The following is a 17,681-nucleotide window of genomic DNA, read 5'->3' as shown; positions in this document are numbered from 1 at the left end:
GACGATGAGGTAGATAGGTCATGGGTGGAAGCACGGCGACGTGTGGAGCTGAATGATACTAATCGGTCGAGGCTTTGATCTAGTCTAAGGTTTGTATGAATTGATGAGTCTTCAGTTTTGAGAGAACAATCTCTCTATGTCTGGTGGCGATAGCGAAGCGGCCACACCCGTTCCCATGCCGAACACGGAAGTTAAGCGCTTCAGCGCCGAAAGTAGTTGGGGGTCTCCCCCTGTGAGGATAGGACGTTGCCAGGCCAACGCGAAAGACGATCAAGCATCCGCTTGATCGTCTTTTTTCTGTTTAAAGCGGTGTCGCAGTTGCGACATCGCTTTTCGTTTGCCTTTTTTTGAATCAATGATAGAATATAGTCAAAAGTCAAAGATGGTCAGAGGGTGGTGGAGATGAGAAACATATCGGATGTAATCGAACAGTATTTAAAACAAGTGCTGAAGGAGAGCCAGGCCGAAGCAATCGAGATTAAACGGCAAGATATTGCCAAGCGTTTCGAATGTGTTCCGTCTCAAATCAACTACGTCATTAATACTCGCTTTACGGTCGAGAAGGGCTATCTTGTCGAAAGTAAGCGTGGAGGCGGGGGATATATTCGCATTCGCCGCGTGATTTTACATGAAAAGCAAGACGTGTTGGTCAGCTTGATGGATATTTTACAAGACCATCCTCGTCTTTCCGAACAGCTTGTCGAGAACATCTTGATTCGCTTATTTGAAGAAGGGATGTTGAGTGAGCGGGAAGTGCGCTTGTTGTACCATTTATTGTCTGATGAAGCGCTTGGGTTACACGCTGACGATCGTCACTTGATTCGAAGACAACAGTTACTCGCATTAATGAAGTTACTTAGTTACCATTGACCGACGGAGGCATAAAGAGATGTTATGCGAACGATGCAAACGGCGACCTGCCATCAATGAGATCCAAGTAGTCGAGAACGGGATACCGGTGACGAGACGACTATGTCGCCAATGTACAGTCGAACTGATGGCAGGTTACGTGCCAGCCGTGAAACGGTGCCCGGGCTGTCAATTGACACAAACTGAATTAGCTCATCTTCGAAAAGCGGGCTGTACCACTTGTTATACCGTCTTTCGTGAAGAATTGATTAAAATCACACGTCAGTATCAACAGGGCCATGATGAACATGTAGGTTCGATGCCAGATGCGTTACGGACTCCCGACGAGCGAATTGAAGAGCGACTTGCAAAGTTAGCAGGGGAGTTGGAACGAGCCGTCGAACAAGAAGATTATGAACGCGCAGCCAGGCTGAAAAAAGAGATCAATCAATTGAAAGGGCGAGGTGAGGCGTGATGGAGTCTTATCTTAAACATCCACTTGGTCCTAAAATGAGAGAGCGAGCCAAGTTGGATGATTTGGTCATCTCGACTCGCATTCGTCTAGCGCGCAATTTAAAAGACACCGTCTTTTCTCCTGTATTATCGGAGGAAGGACAGCAACAACTTTGTGAACGGATTGAAGCGTCACTTGGAGGATTGCAAGGTTTTGAGTATTTGCATATGGGTGCTTATGATCAGGTGACCCGACAAGCGCTCGTTGAAAAGCATTTGATTAGTCCTACGATTGCCGCGAAAGAACAAAGTGCCGTCTTTTTAAGTAATGATGAGACGATCAGCGTACTCATCAATGAAGAAGACCATTTACGAATTCAAACGCTACTCCCAGGTTATCAAGTAGAAGAGGCTTTCGAACTGGCAAGACGTGTCGATGCTCTCTGTGGGGAATCCCTTCCTTACGCATTTGATGAACAGCTAGGTTATTTGACAACATGTCCGAGTAATATCGGGACGGGTTTACGAGCCTCGGTGATGCTTCATCTGCCAGGATTGACGTTGACCGGACGGATAACTCCTATTCTAAAAGAACTTCGGAAGCTCGGATATACGATTCGGGGACGTTACGGGGAAGGCAGTGATGCGGCGGGGCGACTGTTCCAATTATCGAACCAACGCACGTTAGGGAGCCATGAAACCCAACTGTTAACCGACTTCATGGAGATTACGGAACAAGTCATTCAGGCAGAGCGACAAGCCCGCGAAGAGTTATTGGCTCGCAATCAGGACGAGTTAGAAGATCAGTTTTATCGCTCGTATGGGATTTTACGTTATGCAAAACTGCTATCATCAACAGAAGCTGTCGAACGCCTATCCGATCTTCACTTGGCGAGTGACCTGGGTATTTTATCGGATTGGAGTCCACCTCAGTTTCACGAATTGATTGTAAAGCTTCAATCAGGTTTCCTACAAAAGCATTTCGGGAAAACATTATCTACGAAAGAACGAGATCGCGAACGTGCGACGCTCGTTCGTCGAACGTTAGATCATGGGTTAGTTTGATCCAACTTTAAGGAGGTTTTGTCAATGATGTTTGGTCGATTTACAGAACGAGCTCAGCGCGTATTAGCTTTAGCACAAGAGGAAGCAGTACGGCTTGGCCATCATAATATCGGTACGGAGCACATTTTACTCGGACTTGTTCGCGAGGGAGAAGGGATTGCCGCTAAGGCACTGTTCGCTCTCGGACTTACGTCTGAAAAGATTCAGCAAGAAGTGGAGGCACTCATCGGACGAGGTTCAGAAAACGGATCGACGATTCACTATACGCCACGTGCGAAAAAAGTGATTGAGCTATCGATGGATGAAGCACGGAAACTTGGTCACTCTTATGTCGGGACTGAACACATTCTCCTCGGCGTCATTCGTGAAGGAGAAGGGGTGGCAGCCCGAGTCTTGAACAACCTTGGGATCAGCTTGACGAAGGCGCGTCAGCAAGTGCTCCAGCTCTTAGGAAACACTGAGTCGTCAGCTAATGCATCACAACCAGGTACAAGTGCTGCTACACCGACGCTTGACGGCTTAGCTCGTGACTTGACACAGCAAGCGCGAGAATCCCGTCTTGATCCGGTCATCGGTCGCTCAGGCGAAATCCAACGTGTCATCGAAGTGTTATCACGCCGGACGAAAAACAACCCGGTCCTCATCGGGGAACCAGGGGTCGGGAAGACGGCAGTCGTCGAAGGGCTCGCCCAACAGATCATCAACAATGAAGTGCCGGAAACACTTCGGAATAAGCGCGTCATGGTGCTCGATATGGGTACACTCGTCGCTGGAACGAAGTACCGCGGTGAATTTGAAGATCGTTTGAAAAAAGTGATGGATGAGATTCGCCAAGCTGGGAACGTCATTCTCTTCATTGACGAGTTGCATACGTTAATTGGTGCTGGGGGTGCAGAAGGTGCTATCGATGCATCGAATATTTTGAAACCGTCGCTAGCACGTGGCGAACTTCAATGTATCGGTGCGACGACACTCGATGAGTATCGGAAATATATCGAGAAGGATGCCGCGCTCGAACGTCGCTTCCAACCAATTCAAGTCAATGAACCGACGACGGATGAGGCAGAACAAATTCTCTTCGGGTTACGTGACCGTTACGAGGCGCACCATCGCGTCACAATCACAGATGAAGCGATTCATGAGGCCGTCGTTCTCTCGGACCGCTACATCTCGGACCGTTTCCTTCCAGATAAAGCGATTGACCTCGTCGATGAGGCTGCTTCGAAAGTAAGACTTCGCTCGTTTACAGCACCGCCGAACTTGAAAGAGCTTGAGGCTCGTCTTGAATCGATTCGTAAAGAAAAAGATTCAGCTGTACAGAGTCAAGAGTTCGAGAAGGCTGCCTCACTACGCGATACCGAGCAGAAACTTCGAGATGAACTCGAACAGCTCAAATCGGAATGGCAGAATAAGCAAGGGAACGAAAAACTCGAAGTAACGAAAGAAGATATCGCGCAAGTCGTCGCTAACTGGACAGGTGTACCGGTGACGAAGATTGCCGAAGAAGAGACAGATCGTCTCCTCAAACTCGAATCGATTCTCCACGGCCGAGTCATCGGTCAAGATGAGGCTGTCAAATCGATTTCGCGGGCGATTCGCCGGGCTCGTGCCGGATTGAAAGATCCGAAACGTCCGATTGGTTCGTTCGTCTTCCTCGGACCAACTGGTGTCGGGAAAACCGAGTTGGCTCGGGCTGTGGCTGAAGCGTTGTTCGGTGACGAAGACGCCATCATCCGAATCGACATGTCGGAGTACATGGAGAAACACGCGACGAGTCGTCTCGTTGGATCGCCTCCAGGTTACGTTGGTTATGAAGAAGGCGGTCAATTGACAGAGAAGGTTCGCCGCAAGCCATATTCGGTCATCTTGCTTGATGAGATTGAAAAGGCTCACCCTGAAGTGTTCAACATCTTGCTCCAAGTGCTCGATGACGGTCGCTTGACTGACTCGAAAGGGCGTACGGTCGACTTCCGGAATACGGTCATCATCATGACGTCAAACGTCGGTGCAGCAGCGCTCAAACGGAACAAATATGTCGGGTTCACCGTTGAAGATGATGTGAAGCGTGAATATACGGAAATGAAGGATAAAGTTATGGAAGAGTTGAAGAAGGCGTTCCGTCCCGAGTTCTTGAACCGGATTGACGAGATTACCGTCTTCCACTCGCTCCAAAAAGAACACATCCAAGAAATCGTCAAACTTATGGCCGAGACACTTACAAAACGTCTCGGAGAACAAGGGATTGATTTCAGCTTGACGGAATCGGCGCTCGAGAAAATCGCCGAAGTCGGGTACGATCCGGAATACGGGGCTCGTCCACTCCGCCGTGCGCTCCAGCGTGAGGTTGAGGACCGACTCTCAGAAGCGATGCTCAGTGGCAGCATCACAAAAGGCAGCAAAGTGGCGCTCGATGTACAAGATGGCGAATTCGTCGTCCGTAATGAAGGTGTCGTTCAGTAACTACAAGGCTCCCTCTCTCGTGTGAGGGAGCTTTTTTAGACGGAAAGGAACATCATGGCAAAAATTAAAACGAAGTACGTATGTCAGTCATGTGGATACGAATCCGCAAAATGGATGGGACGTTGCCCAGGTTGTAACGAGTGGAATACGCTCGTCGAAGAATTTGTCGAAGAGAAAAAGGCGAAGCGGGGAGCCGCATTCGTCCATAGCTCCTCGAGGCAGTTGAAGCCAGAACGTTTGTCGGACGTCGTGTCGCAAGAAGAGACGCGCGTCCATACGAATAGTCAAGAGTTTGACCGTGTGCTTGGGGGCGGGATTGTCCCGGGCTCGCTCGTCCTCGTCGGTGGGGACCCGGGAATCGGGAAGTCGACGATTCTGCTTCAAGTGAGTGCCCATTTGGCTCATAGTGGACGGAAAGTGCTCTATATTTCCGGGGAAGAATCGCTCAAACAGACGAAACTCCGAGCCGAACGGCTCGGTCTGCCGACTGAAGACTTATATGTCCTCGCAGAGACGGACATGTTGATGATTGAACGGGTCATCGATGAAGAAGAACCGGGGTTCGTCATCATCGACTCGATTCAAACCGTTTATATGGATGAAATTCAATCAGCGCCAGGTAGTGTCGCTCAAGTCCGAGAATGTACGGCGGCGCTCATGAAAATCGCTAAAACGCGAGGAGTGGCCGTCTTTATCGTCGGTCACGTGACGAAACAAGGTTCGATTGCCGGCCCTCGTCTGCTCGAGCATATGGTGGATGCGGTCCTTTACTTTGAAGGGGAGCGTCACCATACGTTCCGAATTTTACGGGCCGTCAAAAACCGATTTGGATCGACGAACGAGATTGGCATCTTTGAAATGAAAGAAGGCGGGCTCGAAGAAGTGCTCAATCCGTCTGAAATCTTCCTGGAAGAACGAACTGCTGGCGTCTCGGGCTCTACCATCGTCGCATCGATGGAAGGGACGCGGACCGTGCTCGTCGAGTTACAGGCACTCATCTCGCCGACCTCGTTCGGGAACCCGCGCCGGATGGCGACCGGGATTGACCAGAACCGGGTCGCACTTCTCATGGCCGTGCTCGAGAAGCGTTCGGGTCTCTTGCTCCAAACGCAAGACGCTTATTTGAAGGCGGCCGGGGGCGTTAAATTGGACGAACCGGCCATCGACTTGGCCATCTGTATTTCGATCGCGTCAAGCTTCCGGGACCGTCCGACCCGTCCGACGGATGTATGTATCGGTGAAGTCGGTTTGACCGGTGAGGTACGGCGTGTGTCACGGATTGAGCAACGTGTCGCTGAAGCGGCCAAGCTTGGTTTCACCCGGGCCATCATTCCGAAAAACAACCTCGGGGGCTGGACGGCCCCGCCTGGTATCGATGTCGTCGGTGTCAGTACTGTCGATGAAGCGCTCCAACTCGCTATCCCATTCTGATGGGGCGCTTCCGGCAGTTTTTAACGCTTTGTAACGAACGCTTTCAAAAGAACCGTGTTACAATGAAAGTGTTAATTTCTTGAAATTTTAATTCATAATGAAGGAGGTGGAATGAGTGAAGATTGCTGTACGAATCGGATTTATATTGATCGGACTCGTCGTCGGTTGGTTCGGAATTATCGAAGCGATGTTGCTATTAGGCGACCTTGGTGTGAGTGTACCGGCTTGGTTGACGATTCCTTACGTTGCTAGTTTGATTGGTGGACTTATCTTCTTCATTCTTAGTTTGTTCTTGACCGATGGGGTCGTTAAATTTATCCGTTTTATCGAAGAACGGCTTGTCCGTTTGCCGGTCGGCGATATTTTGTTTGGCTCGATCGGATTGATTATTGGTTTGTTGATCGCCTTTTTGATCAGCGTCTCGTTAGAAGTGACGAATATCTTCTTGCTCAGCAAGATTGTACCGATTTTTGTGACCGCTCTGTTCGGTTACTTCGGCTTTGCCGTCGGTTACCGGAAGCGGAATGAATGGATTAAACTGTTCGTCAAAAGTGAACGAGAGAAGCCGGCCGCGGAACCATTGCGCCGCTCGAACGATAAAATTTTGGATACGAGCGTCATCATTGATGGTCGAATCGCTGATATCTCGAAGACTGGTTTCATCGAAGGGACACTCATCGTGCCGCAGTTCGTCATCGGTGAGCTTCAATATATTGCGGACTCGTCGGATACGCTGAAGCGTAACCGGGGCCGTCGCGGTCTAGATATTTTAAAAGAGTTACAAGACAACGATCGGATCGAAGTGGAAATCTATGATGGGGACTTTGAAGACGTCGCCGAAGTGGATATCAAATTGATCAAATTGGCCGAATTGAAAAAAGGCATCGTCGTCACGAACGACTACAACTTGAACAAAGTGTGTGAAGTTCGGAACGTCCCAGTATTGAACATTAACGATTTGGCCAACTCGGTCAAACAAATCGTCATTCCAGGAGAAGAGATGGTCGTGACGGTCATTAAAGAAGGAAAAGAACAAAATCAAGGTGTCGCCTATCTCGAAGATGGCACGATGGTCGTCGTTGAAGGTGGGCGCAAGCTGATCTCGAAGACGTTACCCGTTGTCGTCACGAGCGTGCTTCAGACGTCGGCTGGCCGCATGATTTTTGCTCGTCCTGAATAAATAAGTGGAAAAAGAGACGCATCGGCGCTCTCTTTTTTCGCGAAAAGGGGTGAATGGAATGGTACGCTATACGGTTGTCATTCCGGCCGCAGGAAAAGGAAAGCGGATGGGAGCCGATGAGAATAAGTTGATGCTGACGCTGCAAGGAAAACCGATTATCGTCTGGACCGTGGCAGCGTTCGCGAGAGATGCATGGTGCGCGCGCATCGTGCTCGCGGTGCGTCCTGAGGAGCAAGCGTGGTTCGAGCAGCAGTTGCGTCACGTCCAAATCCCGATTACATATGTAACGGGTGGGGAAGAACGACAACAGAGCGTTCGAGCCGGATTGCAAGTCGTCAATCCCGAAGATGTCGTCTTAATTCATGACGGGGCACGGCCATTTGTGCGCCTTGACCAACTTCATGCCATCGCCGAAGCGGCCAAGACGGCAGGGGCGATTCTCGCTGTTCCGGTCAAAGATACGGTGAAACAAGTGACGGACGGACACATCACGCAGACGGTGCCGCGTGAGGCACTATGGTTGGCGCAGACGCCCCAAGCGTTTCCGGCAGGCGCCATTCAAGCCGCCCATGAGCGGGCAGAAGCTGCTCGTTTTATCGGGACGGATGATGCCAGTCTATTCGAATGGAGCGGGCAACGGGTGACAATTATCCCGGGGGATTATGACAACATTAAAATGACGACCCCGGAAGATTTATTATTTGGTGAAGCGATTTTAACGAAGGAGGACTATCGATGAGAATCGGACAAGGATTTGATGTACATGCGTTCGCCGAAGGGCGTCCGCTCATTTTAGGGGGAATCGAGATTCCACACGACCGCGGCCTGCTTGGCCACTCGGATGCGGACGTCTTATTGCATACGATTGCCGACGCAGCGCTCGGAGCGATTGCGGCGGGGGATATCGGCAAGCATTTCCCGGATACAGACCCGGAGTTTAAAGACGCCGACTCGAAAGTGTTGTTGCGACACGTCTGGCAGCTCGTCAAAGCGGAAGGATACGTGCTCGGCAACGTCGATGCGACCGTGATGGCGGAGCGTCCGAAACTGCGGACGTATATCGATGACATGCGAGCGGTGATTGCTGACTTGCTCGAGGCGGACATCGGCCAAGTGAACGTCAAAGCGACGACGACTGAAAAACTAGGCTTCACCGGACGTGAAGAAGGAATTGCCGCCCAGGCGGTCATCCTGCTCAACCGTGCTTGACAAAAGTGGTATACTATTTGGGCAGAAGAGAAGAAAGGTGGAAATATTATGAGTGAAGTGCGCGTACGCTATGCGCCGAGTCCGACGGGTCACCTTCATATTGGGAACGCCCGGACCGCGCTATTTAACTACTTGTATGCTCGCCATGCAGGCGGGAAGATGATTCTTCGAATCGAGGACACGGACCAAAAACGGAACGTGGAGAACGGTGTCGAAAGCCAAATGAAGTACTTGGAATGGCTCGGGATCGATTGGGATGAAGGTCCAGGCCGCGGCGGCGACCACGGTCCTTACTTCCAAATGGAACGACTCGACCTATACAATAAATACGTGAACGAGTTGATGGACAACGGACTCGCGTATAAGTGCTATATGACGTCGGAAGAACTCGAGGCGGAGCGTGAGGCTCAAATCGCGCGTGGTGAAGCACCACGGTATTCGGGTGCCCACCGTAACTTGAGCGACGAAGAGCGGGCTGCTTTCGAAGCCGAAGGACGGAAACCGTCGATTCGGATTCGTGTACCGGAGTCGGTCACGTACAAGTGGACCGATGTCGTCAAAGGTGACGTCTCGTTCGAGTCGAAAGACTTCGGCGACTGGGTCATCGTCAAACAGGACGGTATCCCGACGTACAACTTCGCCGTCGTCGTCGACGACCACTTGATGAAAATCAGCCACGTGTTGCGCGGGGACGACCATATCGCCAACACGCCGAAACAGATGATGGTCTATGACGCACTCGGTTGGGACTATCCGGCGTTTGGTCATATGACGTTGATTTATAACGAGAGCCATAAGAAGTTATCGAAGCGTGATGAGTCGATCATTCAGTTCATCGAACAATACGCTGATCTCGGATACCTTCCGGGGGCACTCTTTAACTTCATCTCGCTCCTCGGCTGGTCGCCGGTCGGAGAAGAGGAAATCTTCACGAAAGACGAGTTCATCGAGATGTTTGATGCGGGTCGTCTGTCGAAGAGCCCGGCCGTCTTTGACCAACAGAAGCTTGCTTGGATCAACAGCGTCTATATGAAACAGGCTTCGCTTGACGAAGTGGTGGCACTCAGTTTACCATTCTTACAAGAAGCAGGACGTTTACCGAACGCCTTGTCGATGGAACAAGCCGATTGGGCGACAGCGTTGATCGCCCTCTATAAAGAACAAATGACACACGGTGCTGAAATCGTGACGTTGACAGATCTGTTCTTTAAGGATGAGGTCGAATACGACGAAGAGGCCAATGCGGTCCTCGCTGGCGAAACGGTACCGGCTGTCCTCGCCGAGTTCAAGACTCAACTTGAAGCAATCGAAGACTTCACGCCGGAAGCCGTCAAAGCAGCGACGAAAGCGACACAAAAGGCGACTGGCCAAAAAGGAAAGAACTTGTTCATGCCGATCCGGGTCGCGACGACCGGGCAGACGCACGGACCAGAGCTTCCGAACGCCATTTCACTGATTGGCAAAGAGCGTGTCTTGGCACGTCTCACAACATTATTAGCTTAAAGGCAACGATGAGGAAAGTAAGCGGTATGACACTTAACAGAGACTAGAACCTAGGCTGGAAGTTCTAGAAGCGTCCCCCGTCGAAGTGCACCTCGGAGCCGTTCCGGCGATACGTAGTCGGGACCGCGACTCGGCGTTAACGAGACATGAGAGGGGAACTTTCCCAAACAGAGTGGAACCGCGCTTACGGCGTCTCTGTGCCTTGGCACAGGGGCGTCTTTGTTTTTGATATGGAAAAGGAGAACAATTATGGGATTTTGGAAAAGTGTACGGGCCGACATTCAAAATGTGCTCGAACTTGACCCGGCTGCTCGCTCAAAGGCGGAAGTTGTCTTAACGTATCCAGGATTGCATGCGCTTTGGGCGCATCGACTCGCACATGGCCTATGGAAACGTAATACGAAGCTGTTAGCCAAGTTGATTGCGCAGACGAGTCGTTGGTTAACGGGGGTGGAAATTCACCCGGGGGCAGTCATTGGCGAACGGCTGTTCATCGACCATGGGTTTGGGATTGTCATCGGCGAGACGGCGATTATCGGCAATGACGTCACCATTTATCAGGGCGTGACGCTCGGCGGAACGGGAAAAGAAAAAGGAAAACGTCACCCGACGATTGGGAACGACGTGTTGATTTCGGCCGGTGCGAAAGTGCTCGGGAATATTACGATTGGTGATTGCGCCAAAATCGGGGCGAGTTCCGTCGTCTTAAAAGACGTCCCGTCCGACTCGACCGTCGTCGGGATTCCAGGCCGGGTCGTCATCCGGAACGGCGAGCGGGTCAAACAGCATGACCTCGATCACCGCTTCCCCGACCCGGACCGCGAGTGCCAAGAGCGGCTGGAACGTGCTGTCGCTCAGCTAGAAGACAAACTTGCTTCATTAGAGAAACGGATGGAGGAGAATACACATGATTCAGTTTTACAACAGCCTCACGAATAAAAAAGAGCCGTTTGTACCAATCGTACCTGGGAAAGTGTCGATGTATGTATGTGGACCGACCGTTTACAATTACATCCACGTCGGCAACGCCCGTCCGGCGATTGCCTTTGATACGGTCCGCCGTTACTTGACATACCGGGGCTATGACGTCAAATACGTCCTCAACTTCACAGATGTCGACGATAAAATCATCCGGACCGCCAATGAGCTAGGAGAAGACGTCGGGACGTTGACGAATCGGTATATCGACGCGTATTTGGCAGACACAGGTGCCTTGAACGTGTTACCGGCGGACGTCCACCCGCGTGTCACGGACACGATGGAAGAGATTATCACGTTCATCCGCGAACTCGAGACACAAGACTTTGCGTATGAAGCAGGCGGGGACGTCTATTTCCGGACGCGCAAGTTTGAGACGTACGGCAAACTGAGCCAGCAGTCGATTGAAGACTTACGCGCAGGCTCACGCGTCGACGTCGGGGAGAAGAAAGAAGACCCGCTCGATTTCGTCCTATGGAAAGCTGCGAAACCAGGTGAGCCGGCATGGGAAAGTCCATGGGGGCAAGGTCGTCCAGGCTGGCACATCGAGTGCTCGGCGATGGCAAAAAAACACCTCGGCGCGACGATTGATATTCACGCCGGGGGGCATGATCTCAAATTCCCGCACCATGAGAACGAGATTGCCCAGTCGGAGGCATGCAACCATACGAAGTTCGCCAACTATTGGCTCCATAACGGATTCATCAATATCGAGAACGAGAAGATGTCCAAATCGCTCGGCAACTTCCTGCTCGTCCACGAAGCGTTGAAAGAAGTCGATGCGATGGTACTCCGCTTCTTCATGTTATCGGTCCATTATCGCCACCCGATCAACTACAGTCGTGAGTTGATTGAACAAGCGGCGAACGGATGGGACCGCATCAAAGAAGCGTACCAAAACGTCGAGTACCGCCTGTCGGTCACAGCCGGCCTTGAAGAGCCGAGTGAGGCGATGGAACGTAAGCTCGCGACGATTAAAACCACGTTCATCGAAGCAATGGATGACGATATTAACACGGCGAACGCGGTGACGGTCTTATTCGACTTGGCGCGTGAAGCCAACATTTACGCAAAGGCGGACCACGTCTCGAAAACGACGTTGGAACACGTAATCGCCCTGTTCGAAGAGTTGACGGGCGTACTCGGTTTAACGATTGCGAACGAAGTGGAATTGCTTGACGCGGAAATCGATCAATTGATTCAAGAACGGAACACGGCCCGGGCAGAGCGGAACTTCGCGCGTGCCGATGAGATTCGTGACTTGTTGAAAGAGCAGAACATTCAACTCGAAGATACGGCCCAAGGGGTGCGGTGGAAGCGGTCATGAAACAACAGGCTCCTCAACTGAACGCTCTCGCCCTCGCCTACATGGGGGACGCCGTCTATGAGATGGCGGTACGCAAACGACTACTCGGACAAGGAATGACGAAGCCGAACGATCTCCACCGCGGCGCCATCCGCTATGTAAATGCGGGCGCACAGGCCGGGGTCGTGACCCACTGGCTCGAGACAGGATTTTTAAGCGAGGACGAAACGGCCATCGTCCGCCGTGGGAAGAATGCGAAATCCGGTTCAATCCCGAAGCGGACAGATGTTCATACGTATCGTTACTCGACCGCGTTCGAAGCATTGATTGGTTACACATACCTAATGGAAAGAAGGGATCGTCTTGAAGAACTCATCGAACAAGCGTTCACATGGCTCGAAACCGAGTCATTCGAAACGACATGACGGAGCAAGGGAGCAACGCTCATTCGACCGTCCACGCGGCGAACGGAATGAACGCCCACGTGGCGAACGGAACGACCGTCCGCAACGTCAGAAACTAGAACGACCGGATTACCAAGAAGTCGATGTGATGGAAGAAGGAATCGACTTCTTATACGGGCGCAACCCGGTCATGGAAGCGCTCCGGAGCGGACGTGACATGAACAAGGTCTTCATCATGGAAGGCCAACAGAAAGGGCCGCTCGCCCAAATCATCGGGATGGCCAACGAGGCGTCAGTCCAAATCTCATTCGTCCCGAAGACGAAACTCGAGAAGATGGCCGGCAGTGAACATCACCAAGGCGTTGTCGCCGCGGTTGCCGCTTACGAATATAAGTCGGTGGAAGACATGTTCGCGCTCGCTGAGTCGAAAGGGGAGACACCGCTCTTCATCTTGCTCGATGAGCTCGAAGACCCGCACAACCTCGGTTCGATTCTTCGGACGGCGGATGCGGTCGGAGCCCACGGAATCATCATTCCGAAGCGCCGCTCGGTCGGATTGACGCAGACGGTGGCGAAAGCATCAACGGGCGCAATCGAGTACATCCCGGTCGCACGCGTCACGAACTTGACGCGGACGCTTGAAGAGTTGAAAGAAAAAGGGTTATGGGTCGTCGGGACGGACGCGAGCGAGAGCCAAGACTATCGCCGCCTCGATGGGAACATGCCACTCGTCGTTGTCATCGGCAGTGAGGGCAAAGGGATGAGCCGTCTCGTGCGCGAGTCGTGTGACTTCCTCGTCCACATGCCGATGGTCGGTCATGTCACATCGCTGAACGCCTCGGTCGCGGCCGCACTTCTATTGTATGAAGTGCATCGCTCACGTAACCCGTTGTCATGAGTATCAAGAAACGGGAACTGCTCCTCGTGGATGGGTATAACATCATTGGCGCTTGGCCACACCTTCGCAAACTGCGCGACATCGATTTTGAGAAGGCACGTACCGATTTGATTGAAGCGATGGCCGAGTATCAGGCGGTCACAGGTCGTGAAGTGACGATCGTCTTCGATGCGCATATGCGTTATGGACGAGAGTCGAAAGCGAAACAGAGTCGGATCGCGGTCATTTACACGAAAGAGAACGAGACCGCGGACGAATGGATTGAGCGACGCGCCCATGAACTCGTCGATGATCGTCTCGTCACGTTATTCGTCGCGACGAACGATTTCACCGAGCAATGGGTCATCTTCGGTCAAGGCGCCCTCCGCGTGCCCGCGGCCGAACTGCTCAAAGATTGGAAACAGGCGCAACAGTTAATCGACCAAGAACGGTCGGCGCTTGAGCAGGACCGATCCAACCGAAAAACAATCGACCTCACCCCAGACGTGCGGGCTCGATTAGAAGAAATTCGTCGTCGAAAATGAAGCGGTGACGAAACTCACGGACGAGTTCATGAAATGGACTCGTCTTTGTTTTTAATTTGACATTTTTTTGAAAAGAAATGTTGTATACTATTACTTGTATGAGTTACACGAATTGCAATTGACGGAATTTTTAGAATTTTATTTGACGGTCGTTTTAAACGGCGCCTATAATGAGAGCACAAACTTACATAAGTTCATCAATCGCCGGGGGGTAGGAAACATGAACGGATGGCCATACGAGCAGTTTGAAAACATGTCCGACGAAGAGCTCGTCTTTCTTGCGCGTAACGAAGGGGATAGCGACGCTCTTGAGTTTTTGATTGAACGTTACCGATATTTCGTACGGGCGAAGGCGCGGTCTTACTTTTTGATCGGTGCCGACCATGAAGATATCGTCCAAGAAGGGATGATCGGTCTGTATAAAGGGGTACGAGACTATCGGGACGAACGGCTCGCCTCGTTCAAAAGTTTTGCTGAGATGTGCATCACGCGTCAAATGATCACTGCCATTAAAACGGCGACACGTCAAAAACATATTCCGCTCAACTCTTACGTCTCGCTCGATAAGCCGATTTTTGACGACGAGTCGGACCGGACGCTACTTGATGTGATTTTGCCGCCGCATCCGACGGACCCGCAAGATCTGCTCGTCACGCGTGAAGAGCAACTGTTCATGGAAGAAAAGATGGAAGAGCTCCTGAGTGACTTGGAACGAAAAGTGTTACGTCTTTATTTGGACGGCCGTTCGTATCAAGAAATCTCAGACGACCTCGACCGTCACGTGAAGTCGATTGATAACGCGTTACAGCGCGTGAAGAAAAAGTTTGAGCGGCATGTCGACGTCAAAACGCTGACGAGCTAACCGATATTGACCGCACGCCTCCTATGTGATACTTTTAAGGTAGCGCCTTGTCCGTAGACGCCATTTACAGGAGGCGTTTTTTTTTCGCTCTTTTTTAGTGGGAGAGCTGTCGAAAGGGGCGCTTATGAATGGCAAAGAAAGTAAGTCTCGCGTGTTCGGATTGCGGAGCGAACGGTTACTCGACCGTGAAGCAAGACGACGTGACGACGCGGCTCGAACTGAAAAAGTTCTGTCGTCGTTGCAATGCACATACGACACATCGAGAATCAAAGTAACGTAGATTGGCATTCAACGTAGGAGGAAGCTACCATGAACTTTTTGCGCGATGTATGGAAAGAGTTAAAGAAAACGAGTTGGCCGACTCGTAAAGAGCTCACAAAATATACCATCACGGTCATCGCGACGGTCGTCGTGATCGGCCTGTTCGTGTTCGGCGTAGATACTGGTGTCAGTTATCTCGTCAACCTATTGATTAACTAAGGAAAGAGGTGAAAGCCGTGGAGAAACAATGGTTTGTTGTCCAGACGTATTCTGGATTTGAAAACAACGTCAAAGAAAACCTAGAACGTCGAATCGGTTCGATGAACATGGAAGATAAAATTTTCCGCGTCCTCGTTCCGACTGAAACAACGCAAGAAGAAGTCACGCTCAAGAGTGGCGAGAAGAAGATTAAAGAAAAAGAAGTGAAAAGCTTCCCAGGTTACGTCTTCGTCGAAATGATCATGACGGATGATTCATGGTATGTCGTTCGGAACACACCGAACGTCACAGGCTTCCTCGGTTCGACGGGCGGCGGCGCTAAGCCGATTCCGCTTCAACCGGACGAAGTGACGAACGTCTTGTCACAGATGGGTCTCATCGAGAAGAAAGATCGTTACAACTACGAACTCGGCGACCTCGTCCGTGTCAAAGAAGGCGCATTTGAGAACTTCGAAGGAACGATTGATGAAATCGAAGCCGAGAAAGAGAAGCTCAAAGTTGTCGTTGACATGTTCGGCCGTGAAACAAAAATTGAACTTGATTTCGAACAAGTTCAGAAAATTAACTAAACCCACTTGCCATTCTCGGGAACGGATGGTACAATCGGAAATGTTTGATGTTGTGCTTTATTTCGGTACAAACTCGACCTAATAGATTGAGTGGGAGGGCGCACAACGTCCAAGAAACCACATTTTAGACTTAAGGAGGTGTGTCTCGTGGCGAAAAAAGTTACTAAACTCGTTAAACTTCAAATCCCAGCTGGTAAAGCTAACCCAGCACCACCAGTAGGACCAGCACTTGGTCAAGCAGGTGTTAACATCATGGGATTCTGTAAAGAGTTCAACGCTCGTACACAAGACCAAGCCGGATTGATTATTCCTGTAGTCATTACGGTATACGAAGATCGTTCGTTTACATTCATTACGAAAACTCCACCAGCTGCAGTTCTTTTGAAGAAAGCTGCTGGTATCGAGAGCGGTTCTGGTGAACCAAACCGTAAGAAGGTAGCAACGGTTAAGCGTGATAAAGTTCGCGAAATCGCTGAACTTAAAATGCCTGACCTTAATGCGTCGTCTGTTGAAACAGCGATGCTTATGGTTGAAGGTACTGCGCGTAGTATGGGTATTGTAATCGAAGACTAATTTATTAGTCTCTGGGATTGTCGGTGAATATTACGCTCACCTTCAATCCCTTCATTATGTGGGAGGAAATTCCGCTAACCACAAGGAGGAAAAGAATCATGGGTAAAAAACACCAAGAAGCAGCTAAGCTTGTTGATCGCATGAAGTCATACGAACTCGCTGAGGCCGTTGAACTCGTTCAAAAAACAGCTACTGCTAAATTCGATGAAACAATCGAAGTTGCTGTCCGTCTCGGCGTAGATCCGAAGAAAGCGGACCAACAAATCCGCGGTGCCGTCGTACTTCCACACGGTACTGGTAAAACACAAAAAGTTCTCGTCTTCGCAAAAGGCGAAAAAGTTAAAGAAGCTGAAGCGGCTGGCGCTGACTATGTCGGTGACTCTGAGTTCATCACTAAAATCCAACAAGGATGGTTCGACTTCGATGTAATCGTTGCGACACCTGACATGATGGGCGAAGTTGGTAAACTTGGTCGCGTTCTCGGACCTAAAGGCCTCATGCCTAACCCGAAAACAGGCACAGTTACGTTTGATGTGACGAAAGCAATCGCTGACATCAAAGCTGGTAAAGTAGAGTACCGCGTTGACAAAGCCGGTAACATCCACGTACCAGTTGGTAAGAAATCGTTTGAAGCAACGAAACTCTCTGAGAACATCGAGACAATCATCGAGACGCTCATGAAAGTGAAGCCTGCTACTGCAAAAGGAACTTACCTTAAAAACATCGCGCTTTCTTCGACAATGGGTCCTGGGATCCGTGTCGCGACTGCCGACTTCATCAAGTAATCTACTTGAAATAAACTGTTGACAACGTGTGATACCGCTGTTAAAGTAATACACGTTCAACCGAATATGTTGGATTACCGTAGACAGAAGGTGGACATCGGTCCGTAAACCCTTCCGAGGTGTCTTTGCTCGAACTTGAGCCTGTTGTCACA

The 17,681-nt window shown here is 50.7% G+C and carries 20 protein-coding genes, 1 rRNA gene and 2 other annotated features (1 of these 23 only partly in view); all 21 genes read left to right on the top strand.

The genetic code is table 11. The features are described from left to right. Nucleotides 1–139 precede the first annotated feature (139 nt). Nucleotides 140–255: ribosomal RNA gene (gene rrf, locus KNP80_RS14135) — 5S ribosomal RNA — on the top strand. 147 nt (nucleotides 256–402) lie between these two features. Then, nucleotides 403–870 carry a CtsR family transcriptional regulator gene (locus KNP80_RS14130; RefSeq protein ID WP_021066575.1) on the top strand — a complete coding sequence of 156 codons (468 nt, stop codon included), beginning with the start codon at nucleotides 403–405 and terminating at the stop codon, nucleotides 868–870. 19 nt (nucleotides 871–889) lie between these two features. After that, nucleotides 890–1,324 carry a UvrB/UvrC motif-containing protein gene (locus KNP80_RS14125; protein WP_029594416.1) on the top strand — a complete coding sequence of 145 codons (435 nt, stop codon included), beginning with the start codon at nucleotides 890–892 and terminating at the stop codon, nucleotides 1,322–1,324. Continuing rightward, entirely contained in the window at nucleotides 1,324–2,367 is a 1,044-nt protein-coding gene (locus KNP80_RS14120; RefSeq protein WP_214834963.1) for a protein arginine kinase, read from the top strand. The genes KNP80_RS14125 and KNP80_RS14120 overlap by 1 nt, the downstream gene beginning before the upstream one ends. Before the next feature lie 24 nt (nucleotides 2,368–2,391). Next, nucleotides 2,392–4,827, top strand: coding sequence for an ATP-dependent protease ATP-binding subunit ClpC (gene clpC, locus KNP80_RS14115; protein ID WP_029594418.1), 2,436 nt, complete (start codon nucleotides 2,392–2,394; stop codon nucleotides 4,825–4,827). Nucleotides 4,828–4,881: 54 nt separating this feature from the next. After that, a complete protein-coding gene (radA, locus tag KNP80_RS14110) occupies nucleotides 4,882–6,258 on the top strand; it encodes a DNA repair protein RadA (protein WP_214834962.1) in 1,377 nt (458 codons plus the stop codon). A 115-nt stretch (nucleotides 6,259–6,373) separates the two neighbouring features. Continuing rightward, entirely contained in the window at nucleotides 6,374–7,438 is a 1,065-nt protein-coding gene (locus tag KNP80_RS14105; RefSeq protein WP_021066580.1) for a PIN/TRAM domain-containing protein, read from the top strand. A gap of 58 nt (nucleotides 7,439–7,496) precedes the next feature. Beyond that, entirely contained in the window at nucleotides 7,497–8,177 is a 681-nt protein-coding gene (gene ispD / locus KNP80_RS14100; protein WP_214834961.1) for a 2-C-methyl-D-erythritol 4-phosphate cytidylyltransferase, read from the top strand. Next, nucleotides 8,174–8,647 (top strand): 2-C-methyl-D-erythritol 2,4-cyclodiphosphate synthase, encoded by a 474-nt coding sequence (ispF, locus tag KNP80_RS14095; protein WP_214834058.1) that lies wholly within the window; start codon nucleotides 8,174–8,176, stop codon nucleotides 8,645–8,647. Before ispD ends, ispF begins: the two co-directional genes overlap by 4 nt. Nucleotides 8,648–8,692: 45 nt before the next feature. After that, nucleotides 8,693–10,150 carry a glutamate--tRNA ligase gene (gene gltX / locus KNP80_RS14090; protein ID WP_214834073.1) on the top strand — a complete coding sequence of 486 codons (1,458 nt, stop codon included), beginning with the start codon at nucleotides 8,693–8,695 and terminating at the stop codon, nucleotides 10,148–10,150. Continuing rightward, nucleotides 10,147–10,350, top strand: a binding site (T-box leader). Its footprint overlaps the gene before it by 4 nt. Before the next feature lie 49 nt (nucleotides 10,351–10,399). Next, nucleotides 10,400–11,089 (top strand): serine O-acetyltransferase, encoded by a 690-nt coding sequence (gene cysE, locus KNP80_RS14085; protein WP_214834960.1) that lies wholly within the window; start codon nucleotides 10,400–10,402, stop codon nucleotides 11,087–11,089. Continuing rightward, a complete protein-coding gene (cysS, locus tag KNP80_RS14080) occupies nucleotides 11,058–12,455 on the top strand; it encodes a cysteine--tRNA ligase (protein ID WP_214834061.1) in 1,398 nt (465 codons plus the stop codon). Before cysE ends, cysS begins: the two co-directional genes overlap by 32 nt. Continuing rightward, nucleotides 12,452–12,859 carry a Mini-ribonuclease 3 gene (locus KNP80_RS14075; RefSeq protein WP_214755081.1) on the top strand — a complete coding sequence of 136 codons (408 nt, stop codon included), beginning with the start codon at nucleotides 12,452–12,454 and terminating at the stop codon, nucleotides 12,857–12,859. Before cysS ends, KNP80_RS14075 begins: the two co-directional genes overlap by 4 nt. A gap of 127 nt (nucleotides 12,860–12,986) precedes the next feature. Next, complete coding sequence (gene rlmB, locus KNP80_RS14070; RefSeq protein ID WP_029594424.1) at nucleotides 12,987–13,736, top strand: 23S rRNA (guanosine(2251)-2'-O)-methyltransferase RlmB; 750 nt, start codon at nucleotides 12,987–12,989, stop codon at nucleotides 13,734–13,736. Continuing rightward, entirely contained in the window at nucleotides 13,733–14,260 is a 528-nt protein-coding gene (locus KNP80_RS14065) for an NYN domain-containing protein (protein ID WP_214720357.1), read from the top strand. Before rlmB ends, KNP80_RS14065 begins: the two co-directional genes overlap by 4 nt. A 220-nt stretch (nucleotides 14,261–14,480) precedes the next feature. Then, nucleotides 14,481–15,122: an RNA polymerase sporulation sigma factor SigH gene (gene sigH, locus KNP80_RS14060; RefSeq protein WP_021066589.1), complete on the top strand. Its 642-nt coding sequence runs from the start codon at nucleotides 14,481–14,483 to the stop codon at nucleotides 15,120–15,122. A gap of 128 nt (nucleotides 15,123–15,250) precedes the next feature. Then, nucleotides 15,251–15,397, top strand: coding sequence for a 50S ribosomal protein L33 (rpmG, locus tag KNP80_RS14055; RefSeq protein ID WP_214720358.1), 147 nt, complete (start codon nucleotides 15,251–15,253; stop codon nucleotides 15,395–15,397). Nucleotides 15,398–15,431: 34 nt separating this feature from the next. Next, nucleotides 15,432–15,602, top strand: coding sequence for a preprotein translocase subunit SecE (gene secE, locus KNP80_RS14050; protein WP_012727692.1), 171 nt, complete (start codon nucleotides 15,432–15,434; stop codon nucleotides 15,600–15,602). A 17-nt stretch (nucleotides 15,603–15,619) separates the two neighbouring features. Continuing rightward, nucleotides 15,620–16,171, top strand: a complete 552-nt coding sequence (gene nusG, locus KNP80_RS14045; protein WP_128124035.1) for a transcription termination/antitermination protein NusG — start codon at nucleotides 15,620–15,622, stop codon at nucleotides 16,169–16,171. A 147-nt stretch (nucleotides 16,172–16,318) separates the two neighbouring features. After that, nucleotides 16,319–16,744: a 50S ribosomal protein L11 gene (gene rplK / locus KNP80_RS14040; protein ID WP_021066593.1), complete on the top strand. Its 426-nt coding sequence runs from the start codon at nucleotides 16,319–16,321 to the stop codon at nucleotides 16,742–16,744. A 98-nt stretch (nucleotides 16,745–16,842) separates the two neighbouring features. Continuing rightward, entirely contained in the window at nucleotides 16,843–17,529 is a 687-nt protein-coding gene (rplA, locus tag KNP80_RS14035; RefSeq protein ID WP_214720359.1) for a 50S ribosomal protein L1, read from the top strand. Between the two features lie 59 nt (nucleotides 17,530–17,588). Then, nucleotides 17,589–17,681, top strand: a sequence feature (ribosomal protein L10 leader region) (it continues 61 nt past the right edge of the window).

It is taken from the genome of Exiguobacterium sp. E4787 (assembly GCF_018618375.1).
Classification (GTDB): domain Bacteria; phylum Bacillota; class Bacilli; order Exiguobacteriales; family Exiguobacteriaceae; genus Exiguobacterium; species Exiguobacterium chiriqhucha.
The sequence above is the reverse complement of the archived record's forward strand: the minus strand, read 5'-3'. Positions and strand labels throughout refer to the sequence as shown.